This is a genomic window from Steroidobacter denitrificans (genome assembly GCF_001579945.1).
GTDB lineage: Bacteria > Pseudomonadota > Gammaproteobacteria > Steroidobacterales > Steroidobacteraceae > Steroidobacter > Steroidobacter denitrificans.
On the sequence record NZ_CP011971.1, the window covers coordinates 105,102 to 129,017 of the forward strand.

Here is a 23,916-nt window from a genome sequence, read left to right on the forward strand (position 1 = left end):
GCATCCGTTGGAGAGGGACATGTCTGAACAAAGCTTATCCGAAAAACCACTCGCAGGGCTGCGAGTCCTCGATGTATCGACCATGCTGGCCGGTCCCTACGGAGCGACGCTGCTCGGTGATCTTGGCGCTGATGTCATCAAGGTGGAATCGCATCTCGGTGATGACAGCCGGCGACTAGGAGCCATGCGCGATGGTGAGTGCGGTCCCTTTCTGAGCCTCAATCGCAGCAAACGCGCCATTGTCATCGACATGCAGTTGCCGCAGGGGCAGGAGTTGTTCGCCAAGCTTGCCGCGACTACGGATGTGCTGATCACCAACGTGCGCGAGCCGGCTCTCAGCAAGCTCGGACTGAACTACGAACAGGTGAAGGCGCATCGACCGGATATCGTCTGGATCGGCGTCACGGCGTTCGGGCCGGATGGGCCGTATGCGGGGCGCCCCGGAATCGACTTCCTGACACAGGGTTACTGCGGTGTCCTCGGGCTCAACGGCGAGCCGGACGGCGGCCCGGTACGGACCGGCTTCCCGGCCGTCGATGTCATCACTTCCCTGTTGGTCAGCAATGCCGCGCTCGCCGCGTTGCGTGTGCGCGATCGTACAGGTCAGGGCCAGCGCGTCGAGGTGTCGCTGCTGGATGCGCTGATGCATGCTCAGGCAAGTTCCATCGGCAGCTATCTGGCCACCGGCGAGCCGCCCAGGCGCACCGGTAATCGCAGCCAATACTTTGCACCATCCGGCGTCTATCCGACCAAGGATGGTCGGCACGTGATCATCACCACGCCGAGTGAAAAGTTCTTCGGCCATGTCTGCCGGGCTCTGGATGCGGAGTGGGATACCGATCCGCGCTTCCACGATATTACCTCGCGGCTCGCCAATCACGATGAGCTCGATCGCGTCATGTCCGAGCGGACGCGGCAATTCAATCGTGATGAGCTGGTCGAGCGCTTGATTGCCGCGGATGTGCTGACTGCACCGATCAACGATGTCGATGATGTCGTCAATGATCCGCAGATCCGCCACAATCGGATGATCGTCGGAGTGGAGCATCCGCTGCTCGGAAATGTGGAGGTGACCGGCGTGCCGATCCGATTCTATAGCACCCCGTGCCGCGTCGAAAAGCATCCGCCGATGCAGGGTGAACATACGCGCGAACTGCTGGCGACGCTGGGTTATACCAATACGGATATCGATGCGCTGATCAGTGCCGGCGTGGCCGCGGATCGGCAGGATATGCTGCGCCGGCGCGAGGCCAGGAAAGCCCGCCGGGCACAAGCGCAGCGCGCCTGATACCGATACATCGCGCGGGATCGATGCTGGATCCGCGAACGCCTGGATGCGGGTGGCGCAACCGGCCGGCGATTGCGATGATTGGGAGTTGCGCCGGCCGAGAATCCGTGCAGCTCGAAGTATCGAGCCAATGAGCGAGGAGCAACGAGGAGTAAGATGGGCCAGTTTCTGAAAGACGTCACCGTACTGGATTTGACGCAACAGTTTTGCACCGCGCTGTCCGCTGCCTTCCTGGGGGATTTCGGCGCCCGTGTGCTGCGCCTCGATCTGTTGCCGAAGTCATCGGAGACGACCGGCCGCTGGAATCATGAGGCCGATCTGATCCACCGTAATAAACTGTCCATTGCGGTCAATCCTGCAACTTCGCAGGGTCGGGATATATTGGCGGCTCTGGTCGCCAAGGCGGACGTGATCGTGACCGATTGGCAGCGCGACGAATTGACACGAATCGGGCTCGACTATGCGTCGGCCAGCGCCATGCGGCCGGACATCATTTTTGCCCGCCTGTCCGGTTTCGGGCCCGCCGGCCCCGATCAGGATCTGCCAGCCATCGATGAATTGGCGGCGGCGCGGACCGGGGCCATGCCGATTCTGCCGCAGCCGGGACAGCCGCCGGTCTATACCGGTAGCGGAGCGATGCATGCCACCGGACAACTGGCATTCGGGATCGTGACGGCACTGCTGTACCGCCTGCAGAGCGGCGAAGGCCAGGAAGTCGACGTTTCACTATTCGGCGCGAACATGTATGGATCGTCTCTGGATCTGCAGGCCTTCCTGGCGATCGGTCATGGCGATCGTTTGCTGAACCCGATTTCGAGGCTGGATGTCTCCAATCCGATGTCGGGTTCGGTATACGTAAGTGCCGACGGGCGCTGGGTCACACTCACCATGCCGGATACCGACCGCTGGTGGCCGGCGTTTTGCGGCATCGTCGATATCCCGCAGGACGATCCTCGCTTCGATTCGCATGAAAAACGTACGGAGATCAATCGGCTCGAGCTGATCCACGAACTGGAAGGGCGGTTTCGCCGGCATCCGGCCGACCACTGGCGCAAACAATTCCTCGACAAGCAGCTCTCCGCCGATATCATCGAACAGTTCGACTTTCCGGCGGACGATCCGAGTGCGCGCGATAATCGCTACATCATCGAACTCGATCATCCGAGCTTCGGCAAGGTGAAATCACTGGGCTTCCCGGTTTGGGCGAGTGACAGCCCGGCACGTCTCGACCGGCTGGCACCGTGCGTCGGCCAGCATACCGATCAGATCCTGCACGAACTGCTCGGCTACTCGCGCGAATTCATTCACGAGCTGGCGGATGCCGGCGTTCTGGCATAGGCGGAGTCCATCATGGCGAAGGCACTCGAGGGCGTCCGCGTCGTCGACTTGACGGTCTGGTTCCAGGGACCGGTTTCGGCACAGTATCTGGCTGATTTCGGCGCCGAGGTCATCAAGGTGGAGCGGCCCCAGGGCGGCGATCAAGGCCGCGGCGTACGCAGCATCAAATCGTTGGAAATCGGCGACTGGAACCAATACTTTCTAGTCACCAACCGTAACAAGAAGAGTATGGCGATCGATCTCAAGAAGCCGGGGGGACAGGAGATCCTGTACCGGCTGATCGAGAAATCCGATGTGTTCCTGTCGAATCTCGCACCGAGCATGCTCGATGGCTGGAACCTGTCTTACGAGAAGCTGTCCGCCGTCAATCCCAGGCTCGTATATGCCACGAATACCGGCTACGGCAGGTTCAGCAAGGTTACGAAGCCCTCCTTCGACATGACGGTGCAGGCGCTGACCGGCATCATGGCGCGCCTCGGCGAGCCCGAGCAGCCGCCCATCTATCTCGGCATGGGCTCCGGTGATGCCTACGGCGGTATTATGTCGGCATTGGGTATCGTCCTTGCACTGTACCATTGCCGGCGCACCGGCAAGGGTCAGAGCATCGATGCGTCGCTTTACGGCGCCCAACTGTACCTGGGCGCCCGGCATCTGCAGGCCTATCTGGCCGGCAACAAGGAAAGTGCTCTGCAGCGCTCGCGCCGGCAGGTCGAGAATCCGCTGTGGAATCTGTATCCCACCACCGGCAAGTGGATCTACATCTGCGAACCCAATGAGGACCGGCGTTTCGCGGCATTATGCTCGGCGCTGAGCCAGCCCGCAGCGCTTGCCGACGCGCGCTTTACGGATGCGCATCGGCGTCGGGAACATCACGAGGCACTGATCGCGGCGATCGAAGCGGAGACGCTCAAGCGCAGCCACGACGATCTTATGGCGGCACTGGATGCAGCCGGCATCATCGCCAGCCCGGTGAACAATTTTGCCGACGTGGTGCGCGACGAGCAGGCCTGGCAGAACCGCTATTTCATGAAAACCTATTGCGAGGAAGTGCAACGCGAGGTGGATATCCGCGGCTTGCCGGTGACGCTGTCGAAGTCGCCGGGAGAGGTGCACTGTCTCGGTCCGCAGCTTGGTCAGGACACCGAACTGCTGATGATGGATCTGCTGAGTTACGACTGGGAGCAGATCGAAGCGTTCAAGGCCAAGGGTGCGATTCCCTGAACCGGCCTGTTCAAGAGGGAGCCAGGTGGAAGCAATGAATACAGCAAATTTCAGCGACTGGGCCGTGGTCAAGGGCGAGGGCCTCGATAACTTCAAGGAAATTGTCTACGAAAAGCGGCATCACCGGACGCTCGGCGGTGGCGTCGCACGCATCGCGCTGAACAAGCCCGAGAAGATGAACGCGATGACCGTCGCTACGGTGGATGAAATGTTTCGCGCATTCTATGACGCGAGCCATGATTCATCGATCGGCGTGATCGTAGTCGCAGGCCGTGGAAAGCATTTCGGCGCCGGCGGCGATGTCAATTGGGAACGCTGGGGTTTGCGGGAGGCCTTCTACAACCGTTACCCGCCCAACCGCCTGATCAGGATGTCGCGCAAGCCGGTGATCGCGCAGGTGCAGGGATATTGCGTCGGCGGCCACAATCATATGGCTTATTGCTGCGATTTTACGATCGCCGCCGACAATGCGGTGTTCGGCCAAGCCGGCCCGCGCGTATCCTCGCCAGCGGACGGTTATTTCGTACCGTATCTGACCAAGGTGGTTGGCGCGAAGAAGGCCCGTGAACTCTGGATGCTATGCCGCAAGTACAAGGCCGAACAGGCATTGCAGATGGGGCTCGTCAATACCGTTGTTCCACTCGACCAACTGGAGGCCGAGGTGGAGAAGTGGTGTGAGGAAATGCTGTCGGTCAGCCCAGGTTGTCTGGAGATCCTCAAAGCCGCCTTCGATCAGGAAATGGACGGCTACAAGGAACCGTGCAGCATCTCGGCCGCAATGTATCCGGACTGGTTCGACATGCCGGAAGGCAAGGAGGGGGGAGCCGCCTTCGTCGAGAAGCGTCCGACCCGGTTCTGGGATATTCGCAGGCGTGAAACCGAGATGCGTCGGCAGTTGCTGGAGGAGTATGAGGCGCTGCAGGCCGAAGGCAAGGGAACGTGAGTACGCATATTTTGCAGGACACTATCTGTCGTGCCGGCATCAGGCCGTTTTCAAGCCTCCACTGTGAGAGATTGCGTTTCGCGGTGTCGCACGATCGCGCGCGACGCTGTGGATGATGCTGATGACGATCGCCGGTTAAAACATTGAAGCCGAATCCGAATTACGGCAATGGAATCTTTCGCAGGCGCGTGCGATTCGATGTTTCGTCACGTCAGGTACACGTCGATCTCGAGGATACCAACCACGCGTTTCGTCTAGTGCTGAGTCATGATGGCGAACATATCACGGCAATCGAACCGGAATTCGTCCGCCATCCGTTCAACACCTGCCCCGAATCAAAGAAATATCTGGTGGGACTTCTCATCGGCCAGCCGCTTCAGCAGGTGCCCGATATTCGCCGTGCACTCGAGACGCGCTCGAGTTGCACGCATGTCACGGACATGACGGCGCTGGCGCTGAGCCATGTTGGCGAGCCGGGGCTCGAGCGCCTTTATGATATCGAGGTCGATGATGAACGTGATGGGCGTGCGCGGGCACGAATCACCTGTGATGGACTGGCCATGCACGATTGGATCGTTGCGGCGCACGCTGTGGTTGAGCCTCGTGTTTTTGCCGGTCAGCCGATGATGCGAGGCTTTCATGCCTGGGCGCGCGAGGCCTTCTCCGGCCTGCAGCGGGAGGCGGCATTCATGCTGCAGCGCGGCTACTTCGTCGCGCAGGCGCGCCGCTATGACAGTTCGCCGGAACGGGAGCATCCGGCGATTCGCGATGGCATGCCCGACGGTGTTTGCTATTCGTACAGTGCGCCTGTCGTGCAGCGGGCCGAGCGTATCGAGGGCAGCAGGCGCGACTTCACCGACAATCCCGAGGCGCTGCTGCGGTTCGAGCGCTAGAATTGGCGTATTGCAGCGGTAGTGCAATACCGCGGGGCCACGAGGCAGATCGTGGCTGCTTCGCTACTCGCCTCGCCGCGCAGGCGTTCGAGGAAAGACTTGGCCGCCGCCTGTTGTCAGCCGAGCGCGCCGGTGGCTTTGGCGGTCGCACAGCGCTGCTCGTCGTAGCCGAGTACGTCGCGCAATATCTGTGCGGTGTGTTCGCCGGCAGTCGGCGCGATAGCAGGCGCCGGCAGTTCCTCGCCGATGAAGTGTACGGGAAACTCGAGCATATCCGCGCCATGCGCCGTGTGCGGCAGAAGCTTGAATCGCGCCTTGAACTGCGGATCGTCGACGATGTTCTGTGGCGTATTCACCGGCGCGATCGGAGTATTCGCTTCAGCGCTGAACTGTAGCCACTGTTGGCTGGTCTTGGTCTTGAAGAGGGTACGCAACTCGGCCTGCAGTTCGCGGTTGCCGCGCGCATGATCGGCATATTTTGAGCCGGGCCATTTCTCGAAAAGATCCATACGGCCGACGCCCGTGCAGAAATTCTTCCAGAACGCCTGTTCGGAGGCCATGAACAGTATGTGGCCGTCGGCGGACTCATAGATTTGATAGCGTACACCCTCGCGCATACCGGCAGTGGCGACCGGACGTCGCGCGTAACCGTCGGCCTTGTTGCCGGTCACGATATCCTCGGGACGTGCATAAGCCATGTAGCTTTCGCTGCGATACCAGTCAAAGGCTGCAGCGGCGTCGCTCTGAGCTAGCTCCATGAAGCAGCCTTGGCCTGTGGCACGAGCACGCAGCACGCTGGCCAGTACGGCGAGGCCGCCGTATAACGGGGCCGCATTGATACCGATGCCGATATGCTCCGGGATATAGCAGAAACCTTCCTCATCGTAGGCGGGCGTGCAGGCTCCCGACCAGGTGTCATACGCGATACCGTGGGATGGCATGTCCTTGTACGGACCCGTCATACCGTAGCCGGAGACGGTGCAGAATACGATCTTGGGATTGATCTGCCGCAGATCCTCATAGCCGAGGCCATACTTTGCCAACGCGCCGGGTTTGGACGCCTCGATGACCACCTCGGCGCCCTTGACCAGTTCCCGATAGATTTCGCGGGCCGCCTCGACCTTGAGGTTGAGGGTGATGCTCTTCTTGCCACGGTTGAGGTGGTAATGCATCAGTGAGGTACCCTGGATGATCGGCCAGGTCATCTCGCGGATATAGTCGCCCGCCGGAGTTTCAACCTTGATGACCTCGGCACCGAGATCGACGAGAGCGGTCGTGATGGCGGCCGGACCGAGGATGGAGCTCTCGATGACGCGGAGCCCTGCAAGGGGAGCGGTTTGGGTCATGTCGTTCCTTGGCGGTTTTGCCGCCGTACTGATTTTCGATCCAAAGCACCGTGGAGGTCAGCCCGTGGAAATCAACGGCGGACTCAGGCGATTCTTAGTATTGACTGGGGTATGGAGGGCTCATACGTCCATAAGGACTAACGCAGCAGCGCCAGGCGCATCACCATGATCCATGGGAGTGACGAAACGCAAAAATAAGGCGCCTGGCGCGTGATTTCATGGTTACGGAACTGTCTTCGCGGGGTTCGCAGCTGGAGCCGCGGATTTTTGTCATCTGCACTTGGCAATCACTTTGTCCGCATAGCGCTGAATCGCTTCCTGCTTCACCTTCAGTGAAGGTTGCTGTTGCATGATGGCACCGACCCCCATCTCGGCCATGATGCCGGGGACGCTCCAGGGAGTGACCTGAAGATCGGTGACGCCCAGGTCTTCCAGACGCCGAATGTCATCGATCGAATCGGCATCGGGGCAGTGCAGCATGATGTCGAACGGCTCCTTGTCGCGACCATACTCGCGGCGATAGCCGTTTAATTCGGCGATCACCCCTTCGACATCCGATTTGTTGTGAATGACGCTGACCCAGCCGTCACCGAGGCGTGCGGCGCGGCGCATGGCCGGCGCAGTCGTTCCGCCTACATAGATGGGAATCTTCTTTTTCGGTACCGGCGCCATGGTCAGGCGGTCGAAATCATAGTATTTGCCGTGAAATTCGTTCATACCGCCGCGCATCAGCAAGCGCAGAATCTGGATGGCCTCGTCCTGGCGCGCGCCGCGAGTCTTCATGTCCATACTGAGCCATTTGAATTCCTCAGGCATCCACGCCAGACCGACACCCAGACTAATGCGGTCGTCGGCAAGGGCGGCGACCGAGCACAGACTCTTGCCTTCGAGTAACGGTTGGCGGACGGCCAGCCTGAGCACCGATGGCATGAAGCGGATGCGCTTGGTGACGACGGCCATTGCCGTGATTGCCACCCATGGATCCAGGACGGGCATGTCCAGCGGCCAGAAGCGGCTCCCATCCGGAGTATATGGATAGGGAACGGAAGTCACCTCGGGGAAGAACGGGGCATCGGCGACTTGGATGCAATCCCATCCGGCTTCGTCGGCCGAACGTGCGACTTCCTGAAGTTCGCCAGGAGGCACCATGAACATATGGAATCCGAATCTCATGACATGTTCTCCCCTTCATGCTTGCTGCTGGGTACTTAATTCATCGACTGCGCTCGGCAGTCCGGTGCGGACTTGAGATCGCGCCGGTCGTCCGCTCGGCCGCGAGCGCCGGGTGATTATGCATGATCGAGATCTCGCCGGATGCATGCGAGGGTTTCAATAGTCCTTGACGGGCGTATCGCCGGTGAGCGGGTGCGTTCATACGCACAGTGTGCCCGGGACAGCGTGCCCGGGGTCTTGCACAATACTTCGACGCGCTGAAGATCCACGATGCCGAAGCTCGGATTGAGCGGCGCCATGCAAAACCAGACCCAGTGATTTGCCATAATCTCAATATTCGTTGTGGCTGTGCAACATTCTGGCGTCCTATGCCCTGAAGCTGGCGCGATGCTGCCGCCAGCCTTATGTGCTTATAATTCGTGCCTGCGCCGGACGCGTATCTGCGTCGGGCTGCTCCTGCCGTTCCGCCTGTCTTGGTCCGGCACCATAAACTGATTACGCCGAGAGCCAACGATGAGCCGAGACGATACCTTGCCGAATTCCGCACAACTCGATGCCTGGCGTGTTGCGGCCGCCAAGTCGGCACCAGGCGGCGATGTCGAGGCGTTGAACTGGCATACACCGGAGGGCCTGACCGTCAAGCCGCTGTATACGGCGGCCGACACGGCCGAGCTGCCGTTTGCAGATACCCTGCCGGGATTCGCCCCCTTTCTTCGGGGACCGCAGGCCACCATGTATGCGGTGCGACCCTGGACGATCCGCCAGTACGCGGGATTTTCTACGGCGGAAGAAAGCAATGCGTTCTATCGTCGTGCGCTGGCCGCGGGTGGACAGGGCATCAGCGTGGCATTCGATCTTGCCACCCATCGCGGCTACGACAGTGATCATCCGCGCGTCACAGGCGATGTCGGTAAGGCTGGCGTGGCGATCGATAGCGTCGAGGACATGAAAATTCTGTTCGATGGCATCCCACTCGACAGGGTGAGTGTGTCGATGACGATGAATGGCGCGGTATTGCCGATACTAGCGGGCTATATCGTCGCCGGTGAAGAGCAGGGCGTGACGCTGAGCGAGCTTTCCGGGACCATTCAGAACGACATCCTCAAGGAGTTCATGGTCCGCAATACCTATATCTATCCGCCGGAACCCAGCATGCGCATCGTCGGCGACATCATCGCCTACACCGCGCGGAACATGCCGAAATTCAACTCGATCAGCATTTCCGGCTATCACATGCAGGAGGCAGGCGCCAACCAGGCGCTGGAGCTCGCCTTCACGCTCGCCGATGGCAAGGAGTACGTGAAGGCAGCACTGGAACGCGGACTCAACGTGGACGAGTTCGCCGGCCGGCTATCGTTCTTTTGGGCGATCGGCATGAATTTTTATCTGGAAATCGCCAAGATGCGCGCGGCTCGGCTGCTATGGCATCGGATCATGAAGGATTTCGGTGCTCGCAAGGACAGGAGCTTGATGCTGCGTACCCACTGTCAGACATCAGGATGGAGCCTCACCGAGCAGGATCCGTACAACAACGTTGTACGCACGACGATCGAGGCGATGGCTGCGGTGTTCGGCGGCACGCAGAGCCTGCATACCAATGCTCTCGATGAGGCGATCGCGCTGCCGACGGATTTCAGTGCCCGTATCGCCCGCAACACTCAGCTGATCATCCAGGAAGAGACGAATATCACCCGCGTCATCGACCCCTGGGCCGGCAGCTACATGATGGAAAGTCTCACCCAGCAGATGGCCGACAAGGCCTGGAGCATCATCGCCGAGGTCGATGCCATGGGCGGCATGACCCGGGCGGTCGAGTCGGGTTGGGCCAAGCTCAGGATCGAAGCCAGCGCCGCTGAGAAACAGGCGCGTATCGACTCCGGGACCGACGTGATCGTGGGCGTGAACAAGTATCCGCCGCCGAAAGCCGAGCCGATCGAGATCCTGGAAGTCGATAATCTCGCCGTGCGCGAGAATCAGATCAAGCGCTTGGCAGCGCTGCGCGCCGGGCGCGATACTGACGCCGTGCAGGCCGCGTTGCAGGCATTGACGGAATCTGCCAGAACCGGCGAAGGTAATCTGCTCGAGCTGTCGGTGCGTGCTGTTCGGCTGCGCGCTACGGTCGGCGAGGTGAGCGACGCGTTGGAGAAGGTGTTTGGACGGCATCGAGCCGATACTCAAAAGGTGACCGGAGTGTACGCAGCCGCCTATGACAGTGCCGAAGGATGGGAGAAGCTCAAGCGCGAGATAGACGCTTTTGCTGCCGAAAACGGCCGCAGGCCGCGCGTGATGATCGCGAAGCTCGGACAGGACGGTCACGACCGCGGCGCCAAGGTGGTCACGACCGCCTTTGCGGATCTGGGGTTCGACGTGGACATCGGCCCCCTGTTCCAGACCGCGGAGGAATGCGCTCGTCAGGCCATCGAGAACGATGTCCACGCGGTCGGCATCTCGACCTTGGCCGCGGGTCACAAAACTCTGGTGCCGGCGATCGTCGAAAGCCTCAAGGCGCAGGGCGGCGAGGACATTATCGTCTTCGTCGGCGGCGTCGTTCCCCAGCAGGACTACGAATTCCTTTTCGACGCCGGTGTGAAGGGGGTCTACGGACCCGGTACGCCGATTCCGGCGAGCGCAAAGGATGTGCTTGAACAAATCAAGGCTCACCTCAAGCAGCGTCCGTGAGTCTGTCTCCCGAAACGCTGGCCCTGGTCGAGGGGCTGCGGCGTGGCGAACGGCGTGCCCTCGCCAAGTCGATTACATTGCTCGAATCGACGCGCCGCGACGATCGTGTGCGCGCCGATGCGTTGCTCAATGAACTGTTGCCCTCGACGGGCCGCTCCTGCAGGCTGGGCATCTCCGGTGTTCCCGGAGCCGGCAAGTCGACCTTCATCGAAGCGCTCGGCCTGTACCTGATAGAGCGGGGTCATCGTGTGGCGGTGCTCGCCGTCGATCCTTCTTCCAGCCGATCGGGTGGATCCGTCCTCGGCGACAAAACGCGCATGGAGCGTTTGTCCGTGCAGCCGGCAGCATACATCCGGCCGAGTCCTTCCAGTGGCACGCTTGGCGGCGTGGCGGAAAAGACCCGCGAAGCCATGCTGGCCTGCGAGGCCGCGGGCTTCGACATCATCATCATAGAAACCGTGGGTGTCGGCCAGAGCGAGATCGCGGTAGCGGGGATGACCGATGTGTTCGTGCTGCTCCAGTTGCCCAATGCCGGCGACGAATTGCAGGCGATCAAGCGTGGCGTGATGGAAGTCGCCGACATGATCGTCATCAACAAGGCTGACCTCGACGCCGATGCGGCGACCCGTGCGCGCGCGATGATCACCAGTGCATTGCGCACATTTTCACTGCATGGCCGCGGAGACAGCCAGCCGCCGGTGCTGCAGCTCAGTGCATTGAAAGGTGAAGGCATCGCGGACTTCTGGACTGCCGCCGGGCAGATCGTTGCCGAACGGCACGCCAGCGGCGCATTCACAGAACGCCGGCGCAGCCAGGCACTATCCTGGATGTGGGATAATGTTCATGCTCGTCTTTTGGCGGATTTTCATGCGCATCCTGGAGTCAGGGCGGCGCTACCCAGCGTGCTGCAGGACGTGAACGAGGCGAAGGTAGCGCCGTCAGCCGCCGCCCGCGCTCTGCTCGAACTGTTCAAGCACTGAAGCGTAAAGGAACAGCAACGATAATCAGACCGACTCAGGCCTGAGGCAGGCCGGGTCTGGGCGAATCCGACTACTCCGGTCCCGGAATGCCTGGACCGGAGTAGTCGGCCGGAATAGTCAGGTTGAGAAGAAGGAGTTCGAATGAGTGACACCGGGAAACGACCGTTTCGCATTCTCGGCATCCAGCAGATCGCGATCGGCGGGCCGAGCAAGGCACGTCTGCGTACCCTGTGGGTGGACTTGTTCGGCCTCGAGGTCACGGGTACGTTCCGTTCCGAGCGTGAGAACGTCGACGAAGACATCTGTACTCTCGGAACCGGTCCGGGCAGAGTGGAGGTCGACCTGATGGAACCGCTGGATCCGAATGGTAAACCCGCCGTCCATACGACGCCGCTGAATCATATCGGTCTGTGGGTGGACGATCTGCCGAAGGCGATGGAATGGCTCGCCGCGCAGGGACTGCGGTTCGCGCCGGGCGGAATTCGTCGCGGAGCGGCGGGCTACGACATCTGCTTCGTGCATCCCAAGGGCAACGATCAGTTCCCGCTCGGTGGCGAAGGGGTGCTGATCGAACTTGTGCAGGCGCCGCCCGATGTGATCGCAGCATATCGGTAAAGTGTGCCGCAGTATCGGTGTTCGCCGTAACACTGGGTGGCGCCAGTGCGTTGCCGCCGGTGGACTGCCATGACGAGGCGACCAAGCAGCTCGGCAAGGCTGACTATGCGTGGACTAGGAGCGGCGATGGAATCCGCGCTGTCCGCCATCGATGAGGAGGTGCACGAATGAGTGGAAGCGACACATTTCGCGCCGAAGTGCGGCAATGGCTGGAGGCCAATTGCCCGCCTTCGATGCGCATGCCGGTCAAGACCGACCAAGATATGGTGTGGGGTGGTTCCCGTATCACCTTCCATTCTGCGGACCAGCGTCTTTGGTTCGAACGCATGCGCGATCGCGGCTGGCTCGTCCCGGGTTGGCCGAAGGCTTACGGTGGCGGCGGCCTCGAGCCGCGCGAACTGCGAATCCTCGAGAAGGAGATGCGCGCGCTGGGTTGTCGTCAGCCGCAGTATAACCTCGGAATCTGGATGCTCGGCCCGGTGCTGCTCGAATTCGGCACCGAACCACAGAAGTTGGAGCACCTCGTGCCCATGGCACGCGGCGAGGTACGTTGGTGTCAGGGCTTCTCGGAGCCGAGTGCCGGTTCGGATCTTGCGAGTCTGAGAACCGCTGCGGTGCGTGATGGCGAGGATTTCGTCATCACGGGCCAGAAAATCTGGACCAGCCATGGCGATAAGGCCGACTGGATGTACGCCCTGGTGCGAACCGATCCGCAGGCCAAGAAACAGCAGGGCATCAGTTTCATTCTGCTCGACATGAAGACGCCCGGCATTATCGTGCGCCCCCTCGGGCTGATCAGCGGCAAGTCGGAGTTCTGCGAAGTATTCTTCGACGCCGTGCGAGTACCGGCCAGGCACGTCATCGGGGGCGTCAATCAGGGCTGGCGCGTAGCGAAAAAATTGCTCGAACACGAGCGGGCCGCAATGTCGACGTTGTCCTCAGGCGCGGCCCCATCGTTTGATATGCTGACCATCGCAAAGTCGTATTTGGATGCGGCAGGTCCGGTATGGCGGGACCGCGTAGCTGCCGCGCTGATGGACCAGCAAGCCTTCTCGTTGACCATGCGGCGTCTGCAGGAATTGATGCTGGCACGTGAAGACGCATCCGGCGTCAGTTCGATCATGAAGCTGGTGCAGACCGAGCAGGAATCCGCCAAGCATGAACTGCTGCAGCAGCTCATGGGGCAGCGCGCCCTGAGCCTGGACAGTGAGGGTTTCACTCCCGAGGAGCTCGCGGTGTGCCGATTCTGGCTCTATACCAAGTCGTACACCATTGCCGGCGGCTCATCGGAAATCCAACTTAATATTATTGCCCGGCATGTACTCGGACTGCCGACGTGAGGGCGCGGTGACACTCCTGCTAAACGACGAACAGCGTTTGCTGCGCGACAGCGCACGAGACTTTCTGGCGACACGGTCACCGGTTGCAGCGCTGCGAGCGCTGCGTGATCGCGGCGACGAGCGCGGTTATGACCCACAACTGTGGCATGAGATTGCCGAACTCGGCTGGCCGGCAGCAGTACTGCCTGAAGCGTACGGCGGTCTGGGAGTCGGTTACAAGGGGCTCGGCGCGGTGTTCGAACAGATTGGTCGGACGCTTGCAGCGACCCCTCTTTTACCCACTGTCGTATTGGGCGGAGGACTGCTCGCCGAGGCCGGTAGTACGGCATTGCGTGATTTCTGGCTACCGAAGATCGCTGCCGGTGAGGCGCTGTTTGCCCTCGCTCTCGAGGAGGCGCCGCGTCATGATCCCACGCAGGTAACATTGCGTGCATGGAGTGAGGCGGGTCACTGGCGGCTGGATGGCGACAAGCAGTTCGTACTGGATGGCCATATTGCCGATCGGATGATCGTGGTGGCGCGCAGTTCGGGTACAGCGGGGCAGCAGGCGGGACTCAGCCTGTTCCTGGTGGATCCGGCCACACCCGGCGTGCAGATCGAGCGTACTTCATTGGTCGATAGCCGCAATGCAGCACGCGTTCGCTTCTCGCAGGTCCAACTCGATGGCGGGGCGCTGATCGGTGCGCCTGATCAGGCTTTTGCCGTGCTCGATGCGGTGCTCGATCGGGCGCGAGCCTGTATTGCCGCCGAACTACTGGGTGTGATTACTGAAGCGTTCGAGCGTACCGTCGCTTACCTAAAGGAAAGAGTGCAATTCGATGTGCGGATTGGTTCATTCCAGGCCCTGCAACACCGTGCTGCACGGCTGCATGTAGAGATCGAACTGCTGCGCAGCAGTGTTGCTGCGGCGCTCGAGGCTATGGATGCTGCAGGCAATGAGGCTGCCGAACTCGTGAGCGTTGCCAAGGCGCGCGCTTCCGATCTGAGTGAAAAGGCTCTCAACGAGGCGGTGCAGATGCACGGTGGAGTTGGTGTCACGGATGCTCTCGAGATTGGTTTTTTTCTCAAGCGTGCCCGCGTGCTGCAGCAAACCTTCGGCGATGGTTCGTATCACCGCGATCGTTATGCACGGTTGCGGGGGTTCTGACGAGTTCTGGTACCGGAAAATACCGATCTGTTGTTCGCCTTTATCGAATCGGACTAGGCGCCAATAATCATCGTTGGCGGCATCGTTCCCAACCGCAGCTTGGATTTCAAGTGAGAGGATCGATATGACAGGGCGCCTGAAAGGAAAGGTTGCCTTCATTACCGGAGGCGGTTCGGGTATCGGTGCGGCGACGGCATGCCGCTTCGCGGAAGAAAAGGCTATCGTGATCATCTGCGGCCGGCGCAAGGAATTGCTCGACCAAGTCGTTGCCGCTATCTGCGCCAAGGGCGGTCAGGCATATGCAGTGCAGGTCGACGTCAGCAATGAGGATCAGTACGTCGATGCGATCAACGATGCGGCGCGATGCCACGGGCGTCTCGACATCCTGGTCAACAACGCCATGGCCTATTCTGCTGGACCGATCGAAGCCACATCGACAGCCGCTTGGCATGTCAATTTTTCGACTACGCTCGATGGCACTTTTTGGGGTACACGGGCGGCGATGCAACTGATGCATCAGCAGGGTATGGGCGGATCCATCGTGAATGTCTCATCGATTTGCGGCCTATCCGGCGCTGCCTACATGGCGGGCTACAGTGCGGCCAAGGCGGCTATCATCAATTTCTCACGCGCCGCGGCAGCCGAAGGCGGCGAGCACAATATCCGCTGCAACGTCGTGATACCCGGTACGGTGGAGACTCCACCGATGCTCGAGATGCTGAAGAGCGAGGCGTTGCGCAGCAAGACCGAAAAACTGATTCCCATGCGTCGTGTAGGACAACCCATGGAGGTCGCCAACGCTATTCTTTTTCTGGCTTCGGATGAGGCGTCGTACGTGAACGGTTCCACACTGACGGTGGACGGCGGCCAATCTTCCACCCTGCTTACTTCCGCTGCATTCGATTGATGGCCATGGATAATTCCCGACTCCTGGCGCGCGTCGATCGTCTCGAATCCATCGAGGAGATTCGGCAGCTCGCTGCCAAGTATTCGCTGTCCCTCGATATGCGTGACCTGGACGCACATGTGAACCTATTCGCCCCTGATATTCGCGTCAGCCATGAAAAAGTCGGGCGGATACACCTGAAGGCCTGGTTGGACGATACGCTGCGTAACCAGTTCACTGGGACTTCACATCATCTGGGCCAGCACATCATCGAGTTCAAGGACCCGGACCACGCGATCGGCGCCCTGTATTCCAAGAACGAGCACGAGTGCGGCGGCGAGTGGGTCATCATGCAGATGCTGTATTGGGATGACTACGAACGCATCGAGGGGCGCTGGTATTTCCGGCGCAGACTGCCGTGCTATTGGTATGCCACGGACCTCAACAAGCCGCCGGTGGGAGATATGAAAATGCGTTGGCCGGGGCGGGAGCCGTATGACGGCGCTTTTCATGAGCTGTTCCCGTCGTGGAAGACATTCTGGGCGACACGTCCAGACCGGGACAAGCTGCCGGAGGTGGCCGTGCCGGCGCCAGTCGAACATTTCCTCGAAACCATGCGGCGTGGTGCGCCGACGCCAAAGATCCGGGTGCGCTGATATGACGAGGCTTTTCGATCATCTGCAACTCGGCGATATCGCGCTTTCCAATCGCGTGATCATGGCACCGATGACGCGCTCACGAGCCGAAGCCGGCGCCGTGCCGACCGCTCTCATGGTCGAGTATTATCGGCAACGCGCCAGCGCCGGGCTCATCGTTTCCGAAGGTATCGCGCCATCGCCTCATGGCATCGGTTACTGCCGCACCCCAGGCATCTATAATAGCGAGCAGGTCGTCGGCTGGCACCGGGTGACCGATGCCGTGCATCAGGCTGGCGGGCGCATCGTCGCCCAGATCATGCATTGCGGCCGTGTGGGTTCCCGCCTCAATAAACCTGCCGATGCAAGGACGGTGGCGCCTTCTGCCGTACGTGCAGCCGGAATGGTCCATACCGATGTCGCCGGCATGCAGAATCACGATCTGCCTCGATCATTGGCACTCGAGGAGATTCAGGGCGTGGTCGATGAGTATGCAGCCGCGACGCGGAATGCCCTGGCAGCGGGATTCGATGGAGTGGAGTTGCACTGTACCAGCGGCTATTTGCCGATGCAGTTCATGGCGACCAACACCAATTTACGCACCGACTCCTATGGAGGATCTGTGCACAATCGGGTGCGTTTCGTGATCGAGACGCTGGAGGCCATGGTCGGTGTGGCCGGCGACCGGGTCGGAATGCGCATTTGTCCAGGCAACCCGTTCAATGACGTGATCGATCCGGAACCGGCAGCGACCTATGGGGCGCTGCTTTCCGGCAGTGCCCATTTGAATCTGACTTATCTGCACGTGATTCGCTCACCGCTCGAGGACTTCGATGCCTTCGGGTTTGCGCACGAGCATTTCAAAGGGCCGCTTATCCTCAATGATGGTTTCGATGGCGCTTCCGCTTCGCAGGCGCTGGCCGAGGGCTGTGGCGCAGCGATTTCCTTTGCGCGTCATTTCATCGGCAATCCCGACCTTGTGCGTCGTCTGCGTGAGGGTTTACCGCTCAACGACTTCGATTCCAAGACGCTCTATACGCCGGGATCGGCAGGCTATACCGACTATCCCTGCGCACCGACCTGATTCGCCGATGCCGGAGATCATCCCGCTCATGGTCCTTGCCTGCCACGAACCCGGCAGACACAGGCTGCGTCGCGGTGTTGGATGCGAGCGTCCCGCTCATGGTCCTCGTCTGCCGTGAATCCGAAGGCACGGCAGACGAGGACCATGAGCGGGACAGCCCCGCCACGAAGTGATTTCGACGCAGGTTCGTGGCAGGCAAGGACCATGAGCGGGATGGACCAACCCTCGCAGCGGCTTCGACCGCCCCTGGTGCCGGGGGCCAGTTGGGGGCGCTAGGCTGCCAGGCCGAGCTGTTTCAGCAACGGTTCGATGCGCGGCTTGCGACCGCGGAATTCCACGAAGGCTTCCATCGCATCGCGACTGCCGCCCTGTTCCAGGATGGCGGACAGGAATCGTTGTGAAACCTGGGGATCGAAGATGCCGCTTTCCTCGAAGGCACTGAAGGCGTCGGCCGCCAATACTTCAGCCCATTTATAGCTGTAGTAGCCAGCGGCGTAGCCGCCGGAAAAAATATGCTGAAAGCTGTGCGGAAAGCGATTGAACGACGGCGGGCGCACCACGGCGACCTCGGCGCGGACTTCATCGAGAATCCGCATGATGTGAGTGACCGGCATCCGCTCGTTGTCGGACTCGCTGTGAATGAGCAGGTCGAACAGGGCAAATTCCAACTGGCGTACGGTCTGCATGCCGGCGTGGAAGGTGCGGGTGCCGAGCAGGCGCCGGAGTTCAGTCTGGGGCAGCGGCTCACCGCTGTCCACATGAGCGGAAATGAGCGGCAGCACTTCCTCGCGCCAGGCGAAGTTTTCCATGAATTGACTGGGTAGTTCGACGGCATCCCAGGGGACGCCGTTGATACCGGCAACGCTCGGATAATCGACACGTGTCAGCATATGATGCAGTCCATGGCCGAACTCATGGAACAGGGTGACGACTTCGGAGTGGGTCAATAAAGAAGGCTGGCCGCCTGTCGGCGGCATGAAATTGCAGACCAGATAGGCCACAGGGAGCGAATGCTTGTCCCGCAGGCGTTTTCGTCCGACGCAATCATCCATCCAGGCGCCGCTGCGCTTTTTCTCTCGCGCATACAGGTCGACGAAAAAACCGGCACGTACGGATCCGTCCGAATCGAGGATGTCGTAGTAGCGTACGTCAGGGTGATAGACATCGACGCCGTCGCGCTCGGCGATACGAACTCCATAAAGTCTGCCGGCTACGGCGAACAGACCGGCAAGCACCTTGGGCAGCGGAAAATACGGTCGCAGCGCTTCTTCCGACACCTCGAAACGTTGCCGCTTGAGCTGTTCGGCATGGAAGGCGACGTCCCATGCCTGCAGATCGCGGCCGGCGAAGCGTATCAGCTCGTCGTATTCGTGCCGGGCCACAGGCTGGCTGCGGCGCGCCAGTTCCTTAAGAAAATCCCGCACCTCGGCAACCGAACCCGCCATCTTCGTCGCCAGGGAATACTCGGCATAATTCGGATAGCCGACGAGGGCGGCGATCTCATGGCGCACGGCGAGAATCCGGGTCATCAGCAGGCTGTTGTCCCAGCCGGAAGCGGCAGATTCCCCCTGGTCCGATGCTCGTGTGACCCAGCCTTCGTAGAATTCCCGACGCAGCGGTTCGTGCTCGGCGTGCATCAGAACGGCCTGGTAGTTCGGCGCATCCAGTGTGAAATACCAGCCTTCCAGCTGACGCGCACGGGCGGCGAGATTTGCGCGTTCGAGAATGGGCGTGGGCAGGCCGCTGAGTTCGGCGGGATCGGTGACATGGCGCGACCAGGCGTTGGTGGCATCCATGACATTCTCGTCGAATTTCGCTTGCAGACTGACGAGTTGCTCCATCAGCCCCTTGAAATGCTGTTTGCGATCTTCGGGCAGCGCCACACCCGCAAGCCTGAAGTCCCGCAATGCATTATTGATCAACTTGCGTTGAGCGGCGGTCAGCTGAGCCGCTTCGCGAGCGAGGATTTCCTGGTAAGCCTGGAATAGGCGCTCATTCTGGGCGAGGTCGGTCTGCCAGGCGGTCAGCAGCGGCAGGCAGGCGTTATAGGCAGCACGCAGGGCATCGTTGTTGACTACGCCGTTCATATGACTGATGGGTGACCAGGTGCGTGCCAGTTGATGCTGCATTTCCTCCAGCGGCACGATCAGGCTGTCCCAGCCGGCGGCATTGGATTGCAGCAATGCCGTGAGGCGTTCGCGGTGTGCTGCGAGTAGCGCGCGGAGGGTCGACTCGATGTTTTCGGTGCGAATGGCCGAAAAGACGGGCAGTTCATTGCGGATCATGGCGGCCTGGGTCATGCGTGAGTCCGGTCGTTAGGTGCGTGTCGAGAAGGACTGATGCGATCGTCCGACTCGCGCGCCGGGTGTGGGGCATCGCCGGTAGTCAGACTGGACTGTCGGCGTTCGGGGATGTCGCTGTCGGGTTTCGGCCGGACGGCAACGTCCGACCATTGTATCGCGTCCGGAAGGCTGGATCGGATACAGCGGGCTTGGGTGCGCAGGGTCAATCAGCTTGACACCGGGCCGTCATGAAGGTGAATCTTCTCGGCTACCCTTCGATTCTGCGGGCCTGTTTCATGTCCACCCAGACCTATCGCAATATCCACCCCGAGATCGGCTCTCGAGTCTACGTACATCCTTCCGCCGTCGTCATCGGCCGCGTGACGCTGGGTGACGATGTGTCGGTCTGGCCGACGGCGGTGGTGCGAGGAGATGTACATTTCATCACTGTGGGTGCACGCACCAACATCCAGGATGGCGCGGTGCTGCATGTGACACATGATGGAAAATATGTGCCCGGCGGCCGACCTCTGATCCTGGGGGAGGGCATCACGGTGGGACATCGTGCGGTGTTGCACGCCTGCACGATCGGCAATACCTGTCTCATCGGCATGGGCGTGATCGTATTGGATGGCGCCGTGATCGAGGATGAGGTGATGATCGGGGCGGGGAGCATGGTCACTCCCGGTAAGCGCCTGGAAGCTCGCGGCCTGTATGTGGGCAGTCCGGCGCGGCGGGTGCGCGATCTCACGGCGCAGGAACTCGAGTTTCTGCCGTATTCCGCCAATCAGTACGTGAAGCTCAAGGACGAGTACATGGCGGCGCGCTGATCGTTGGGGTCAGGTTCGCCGGGTCTTGAGTGCTGGGCGGGTCTGGATGCCGCCTATCGCGATTTCACGGCATCCAGCACCGGCTTCGTATCCGGCTTGATGCCGCGCCACAGGGTGAAGGATTCCGCGGCCTGTTCCACCAGCATGCCCCAACCGGTCTCGGCGCGGCCGACACCGGCCATTTTCGCCCATCGAGTGAATGCAGTGTCGCCTTTCCCGTACGCCATGTCGTAGGCCAGGGCCGCCGCGCCGACGATCGCAGCGGGAATCGGCGGCACCGTATCTTGCAGACTGGCCGAGGTGGCGTTCAGCACCAGGTCGAAGGGCGTGCCGACATCGATATCGCCGAAGCCGCAGGCATGGACACTGCCGAGCATGCCGAATTCTTTTGCCAGCGCGCCGGCACGCTCGACGCCGCGGTTGGCGATCAGGATGGATTCCGGAGCAGTCGCCAGCAGGGGACCGAGGACACCGCGTGCCGCACCACCGGCGCCCAGCAGCAGGATGCGGGCATTTGTCAGGGTAAAGCCGAGATTGCGTGTCAGGTCCGTGACCAGGCCCGCACCGTCGGTGTTATCTCCGAGTATGCCGTCGTCCAGCAGCGCCAAGGTGTTCACCGCGCCGGCGATTTCTGCGCGCGGCGTACGGTAGCGTGCCACCAGGCAGGCCGCCTGCTTGTGTGGAATGGTGATGTTGAGCCCCTTGCCGCCGTCGGTGAAGAACAGGTCGACGGCCTGTGAGAATTCTTCGGGATCGACATCCAGGCGCCCATAGCTGATATTTTGATCCGTTTGCTTGGCAAACATACCGTGAATGAACGGCGACCAGCTGTGCGCGACGGGATGGCCCATCACGGCATATTTGTCGTTCTTGTCGTTGGGGGATTTGGCGGACACCGGATTCCTGGCTGCGCGTTCCTGCACGTGGATCGAGGCAGTGAGTGTGAGGTCCTGATCGTTCCTGGGCAATCGCAGGGAATGCCTAGCTCGATGATTTCAACCAGCCGGCGGCGCGTTTCGCGAAATAGGTCAGCACGCCGTCTGCGCCCGCCCGACGGATCGACAGCAACGATTCGAGTACTGTGCTGCGTTCATCCAGCCAGCCGTTGCGTATGGCAGCGGCGAGCATCGCATACTCGCCGCTGACCTGATACACGAAGGTCGGCGCTCCGAAGGTGTCCTTCACCCGTCGCACGATATCCAGGTAGGGCAGCCCGGGTTTGATCATGACCATGTCGGCACCTTCCTGCAGGTCGAGTGCGACTTCGCGCAGGGCTTCATCCGAGTTCGCGGGATCCATCTGGTAGCTGTGCTTGCCGCCGCAGCCGAGATTGCCGGCCGAGCCGACCGCGTCCCGAAACGGACCATAGAAACTGGAGGCATATTTCGCCGAGTACGCCAGGATGCGGGTGTTGGCATATCCGGCGATTTCCATTGCCTCGCGAATCGCGCCGATGCGGCCGTCCATCATGTCGCTGGGCGCGACGATGTCCGCGCCGGCTTCGGCGTGCGAAAGCGCCTGCTTGACCAGCGCCGAGACCGTGAGGTCGTTGAGCACATAGCCGGATGCGTCGAGGACGCCGTCCTGGCCGTGGGTGGTGTAGGGGTCGAGCGCCACGTCGGTGATCACACCGAGTTTCGGTACGGCCTGCTTGACGGCGCGCACGGCGCGCTGAGCCAGTCCCTCGGGATTCCAGGCTTCCTGGCCATCGGCGCTCTTGGCTTCGGCCGGGGTGACAGGAAACAGGGCCAGTGCCGGAATGCCCAGGGCCGCAAGTTCCTCGGCCTCCCGCTGCAACTCGTCGATGCTGACGCGCTCGATGCCCGGCATGCTCTCCACCGGTATGCGCTGAGCCCGTCCCTCGACGACGAACAGCGGATAGATGAGATTGTCGACGCTGAGCGTATGCTCGCGCATCAAGCGGCGCGAGAACTCGTCACGACGCATGCGCCGCAAGCGGGTGCGGGGAAACTCCCCGGTTTCTCTGCCGGACATGGCTCTATTGGACATGAGAGGCCTGTAAGCGGATGCGCATGGCTACGCGCTGCACCGTGCCTGAATGGTAACGAAGACCACATACGTTATCACGATCTGAAATTGGGTGTTTCGACCTGGGACGATCGCATCCACTGCGACTTCCTGATTCGCGACAGCGCAGAGAGAGGTCCAGCCTGGCTGACTCGAATCATCACTGCAGATCAGTTGCTGCACGGGGATTCTTAACCCTTGTTCGAAGCGATGCTCGAAGCCCGGCCAAGGGCTGCAGCCTGGGCCGCACCGGCGGTCCGGGCGTTCACTCTCCTGCCAGCCATTCCACCACGGCTGAGGGATGGTGCCCCGGACTCGCGGGCCTGGCATCGGTTGCGGCGGTGCCGATGCCCCGCGGCGGCTCGACAGCCGCTTCGAGCGTCAAGGCGGCCGCGGCATCCTGTAGCGCAGGCAGGATCTGGGTGTCGAACTGCCAGGGAGGATTGGCGATGATGAGACCTGAGCCGTTCAGCCTCAGCGGTGAGTCGGTAGGATGCAGATGCAGCTCCACTCTCAAGAGCTTGCGCAGACCGCTGCCCTGGAGGCCGGCGCGCAGCCGAGCCGCCTCCGGGGTCGCTTTGATCGGGTACCACAGGGCGAACATGCCGTTTGGCCAGCGGCGCAGGCCGGCCTGTAGCGCCTGCTGTGCACCGGCGAACTCGCCGTCGGATTCATAGGGCGGATCGATCATGACCAGACCGCGGTTCTCACGAGGCGGGAGATAGGTTTTCATGGCGGCGTAGCCGTCGCCGCAGACCACTGCAAGACCTCGTCGCCGCCCGACCGCTTCCTCCAATGCCTGGGCTTCCTGGATCTGCTTTTCCACCAGTACGATGCGATCTTCCGCGCGCAACTGTCCGGCGGCGAGCAAAGGCGATCCCGGATACCGTGCCGGCGGCTCCCGCGGCACGGTTTGCACGGCGCGAACGGCATCCAGGTAGCGGCACAGATCTTCGTTCGCTGGGTGCAGGTCCATGAGCCGACCGATGCCATGTCGCCATTCGCCGCTGCGGCTCGCCGCCTCGCCGCGCAGGTCGTACATGCCGCGTCCGGCGTGGGTGTCCAGATAGAACAGCGGCTTGGGTTTGCGCTGCAGCCGTTCCAGAAGAGACAGCAATACCAGATGCTTATGGACGTCGGCGAAGTTGCCGGCGTGGAAGGCGTGGCGATAGTTCATTCCTGGCGCGGACCGACGGAAGGAGACGATA

The 23,916-nt window shown here is 61.1% G+C and carries 20 protein-coding genes; 14 read left to right on the forward strand and 6 right to left on the reverse strand.

Features of this window, described 5'->3' with window-relative positions:
- Positions 1-19: 19 nt before the first annotated feature.
- The 5 genes from ACG33_RS00425 (at position 20) to ACG33_RS00445 (ending at position 5,683) form a co-directional block, all read left to right on the forward strand.
- On the forward strand, positions 20-1,288 hold the full coding sequence (locus tag ACG33_RS00425) for a CaiB/BaiF CoA transferase family protein (RefSeq protein WP_066917862.1): 1,269 nt from the start codon (positions 20-22) through the stop codon (positions 1,286-1,288).
- A gap of 156 nt (positions 1,289-1,444) precedes the next feature.
- The gene (locus ACG33_RS00430) at positions 1,445-2,626 is read left to right on the forward strand and encodes a CaiB/BaiF CoA transferase family protein (protein WP_066917863.1); all 1,182 of its coding nucleotides are present in this window, start codon (positions 1,445-1,447) and stop codon (positions 2,624-2,626) included.
- A 12-nt stretch (positions 2,627-2,638) separates the two neighbouring features.
- Positions 2,639-3,847 carry a CaiB/BaiF CoA transferase family protein gene (locus tag ACG33_RS00435; protein ID WP_066917864.1) on the forward strand — a complete coding sequence of 403 codons (1,209 nt, stop codon included), beginning with the start codon at positions 2,639-2,641 and terminating at the stop codon, positions 3,845-3,847.
- A 34-nt stretch (positions 3,848-3,881) separates the two neighbouring features.
- On the forward strand, positions 3,882-4,790 hold the full coding sequence (locus tag ACG33_RS00440; protein WP_066917865.1) for an enoyl-CoA hydratase-related protein: 909 nt from the start codon (positions 3,882-3,884) through the stop codon (positions 4,788-4,790).
- Between the two features lie 188 nt (positions 4,791-4,978).
- Positions 4,979-5,683, forward strand: coding sequence for a DUF2889 domain-containing protein (locus ACG33_RS00445; protein WP_168159980.1), 705 nt, complete (start codon positions 4,979-4,981; stop codon positions 5,681-5,683).
- 116 nt (positions 5,684-5,799) lie between these two features.
- On the opposite strand, the gene ACG33_RS00450 is transcribed toward ACG33_RS00445, so the two are convergent.
- Complete coding sequence (locus ACG33_RS00450) at positions 5,800-7,029, reverse strand: CaiB/BaiF CoA transferase family protein (RefSeq protein ID WP_066917867.1); 1,230 nt, start codon at positions 7,027-7,029, stop codon at positions 5,800-5,802.
- Between the two features lie 270 nt (positions 7,030-7,299).
- Positions 7,300-8,202 (reverse strand): TIGR03619 family F420-dependent LLM class oxidoreductase, encoded by a 903-nt coding sequence (locus ACG33_RS00455; RefSeq protein ID WP_066917868.1) that lies wholly within the window; start codon positions 8,200-8,202, stop codon positions 7,300-7,302.
- 513 nt (positions 8,203-8,715) lie between these two features.
- Between ACG33_RS00455 and scpA the strand changes: the two genes are divergently transcribed.
- The 8 genes from scpA to ACG33_RS00495 all read left to right on the forward strand — a co-directional run bounded on the left by scpA (position 8,716) and on the right by ACG33_RS00495 (position 17,568).
- Positions 8,716-10,881 (forward strand): methylmalonyl-CoA mutase, encoded by a 2,166-nt coding sequence (scpA, locus tag ACG33_RS00460; RefSeq protein ID WP_066917869.1) that lies wholly within the window; start codon positions 8,716-8,718, stop codon positions 10,879-10,881.
- Complete coding sequence (meaB, locus tag ACG33_RS00465) at positions 10,878-11,861, forward strand: methylmalonyl Co-A mutase-associated GTPase MeaB (protein WP_066917870.1); 984 nt, start codon at positions 10,878-10,880, stop codon at positions 11,859-11,861. Before scpA ends, meaB begins: the two co-directional genes overlap by 4 nt.
- A 141-nt stretch (positions 11,862-12,002) precedes the next feature.
- The gene (locus ACG33_RS00470) at positions 12,003-12,476 is read left to right on the forward strand and encodes a VOC family protein (RefSeq protein WP_066917871.1); all 474 of its coding nucleotides are present in this window, start codon (positions 12,003-12,005) and stop codon (positions 12,474-12,476) included.
- Between the two features lie 167 nt (positions 12,477-12,643).
- The gene (locus ACG33_RS00475; protein ID WP_066917872.1) at positions 12,644-13,816 is read left to right on the forward strand and encodes an acyl-CoA dehydrogenase family protein; all 1,173 of its coding nucleotides are present in this window, start codon (positions 12,644-12,646) and stop codon (positions 13,814-13,816) included.
- Between the two features lie 7 nt (positions 13,817-13,823).
- Positions 13,824-14,963, forward strand: a complete 1,140-nt coding sequence (locus ACG33_RS00480) for an acyl-CoA dehydrogenase family protein (RefSeq protein ID WP_066922611.1) — start codon at positions 13,824-13,826, stop codon at positions 14,961-14,963.
- 124 nt (positions 14,964-15,087) lie between these two features.
- A complete protein-coding gene (locus ACG33_RS00485; protein ID WP_066917873.1) occupies positions 15,088-15,870 on the forward strand; it encodes an SDR family NAD(P)-dependent oxidoreductase in 783 nt (260 codons plus the stop codon).
- Positions 15,871-15,875: 5 nt separating this feature from the next.
- Positions 15,876-16,505 (forward strand): nuclear transport factor 2 family protein, encoded by a 630-nt coding sequence (locus tag ACG33_RS00490; protein WP_066922613.1) that lies wholly within the window; start codon positions 15,876-15,878, stop codon positions 16,503-16,505.
- A 1-nt stretch (position 16,506) separates the two neighbouring features.
- Positions 16,507-17,568, forward strand: a complete 1,062-nt coding sequence (locus tag ACG33_RS00495) for an alkene reductase (RefSeq protein ID WP_066917874.1) — start codon at positions 16,507-16,509, stop codon at positions 17,566-17,568.
- A gap of 272 nt (positions 17,569-17,840) precedes the next feature.
- Here the strand turns inward: ACG33_RS00495 and ACG33_RS00500 are convergent, their stop codons facing one another.
- A complete protein-coding gene (locus tag ACG33_RS00500; RefSeq protein WP_066917875.1) occupies positions 17,841-19,868 on the reverse strand; it encodes a M3 family metallopeptidase in 2,028 nt (675 codons plus the stop codon).
- A 278-nt stretch (positions 19,869-20,146) separates the two neighbouring features.
- On the opposite strand from ACG33_RS00500, the gene ACG33_RS00505 reads away from it, so the two are divergent.
- Positions 20,147-20,680: a gamma carbonic anhydrase family protein gene (locus ACG33_RS00505; protein ID WP_066922615.1), complete on the forward strand. Its 534-nt coding sequence runs from the start codon at positions 20,147-20,149 to the stop codon at positions 20,678-20,680.
- Between the two features lie 53 nt (positions 20,681-20,733).
- Here ACG33_RS00505 and aroE read toward each other — a convergent pair whose 3' ends face one another.
- From aroE to ACG33_RS00520, 3 genes are all read right to left on the reverse strand, one after another.
- Positions 20,734-21,531, reverse strand: coding sequence for a shikimate dehydrogenase (gene aroE, locus ACG33_RS00510; protein WP_066922617.1), 798 nt, complete (start codon positions 21,529-21,531; stop codon positions 20,734-20,736).
- A gap of 130 nt (positions 21,532-21,661) precedes the next feature.
- Positions 21,662-22,675, reverse strand: coding sequence for a porphobilinogen synthase (gene hemB / locus ACG33_RS00515; protein WP_066917876.1), 1,014 nt, complete (start codon positions 22,673-22,675; stop codon positions 21,662-21,664).
- Between the two features lie 298 nt (positions 22,676-22,973).
- On the reverse strand, positions 22,974-23,885 hold the full coding sequence (locus ACG33_RS00520; protein ID WP_066917877.1) for a 23S rRNA (adenine(2030)-N(6))-methyltransferase RlmJ: 912 nt from the start codon (positions 23,883-23,885) through the stop codon (positions 22,974-22,976).
- Positions 23,886-23,916 lie beyond the last annotated feature (31 nt).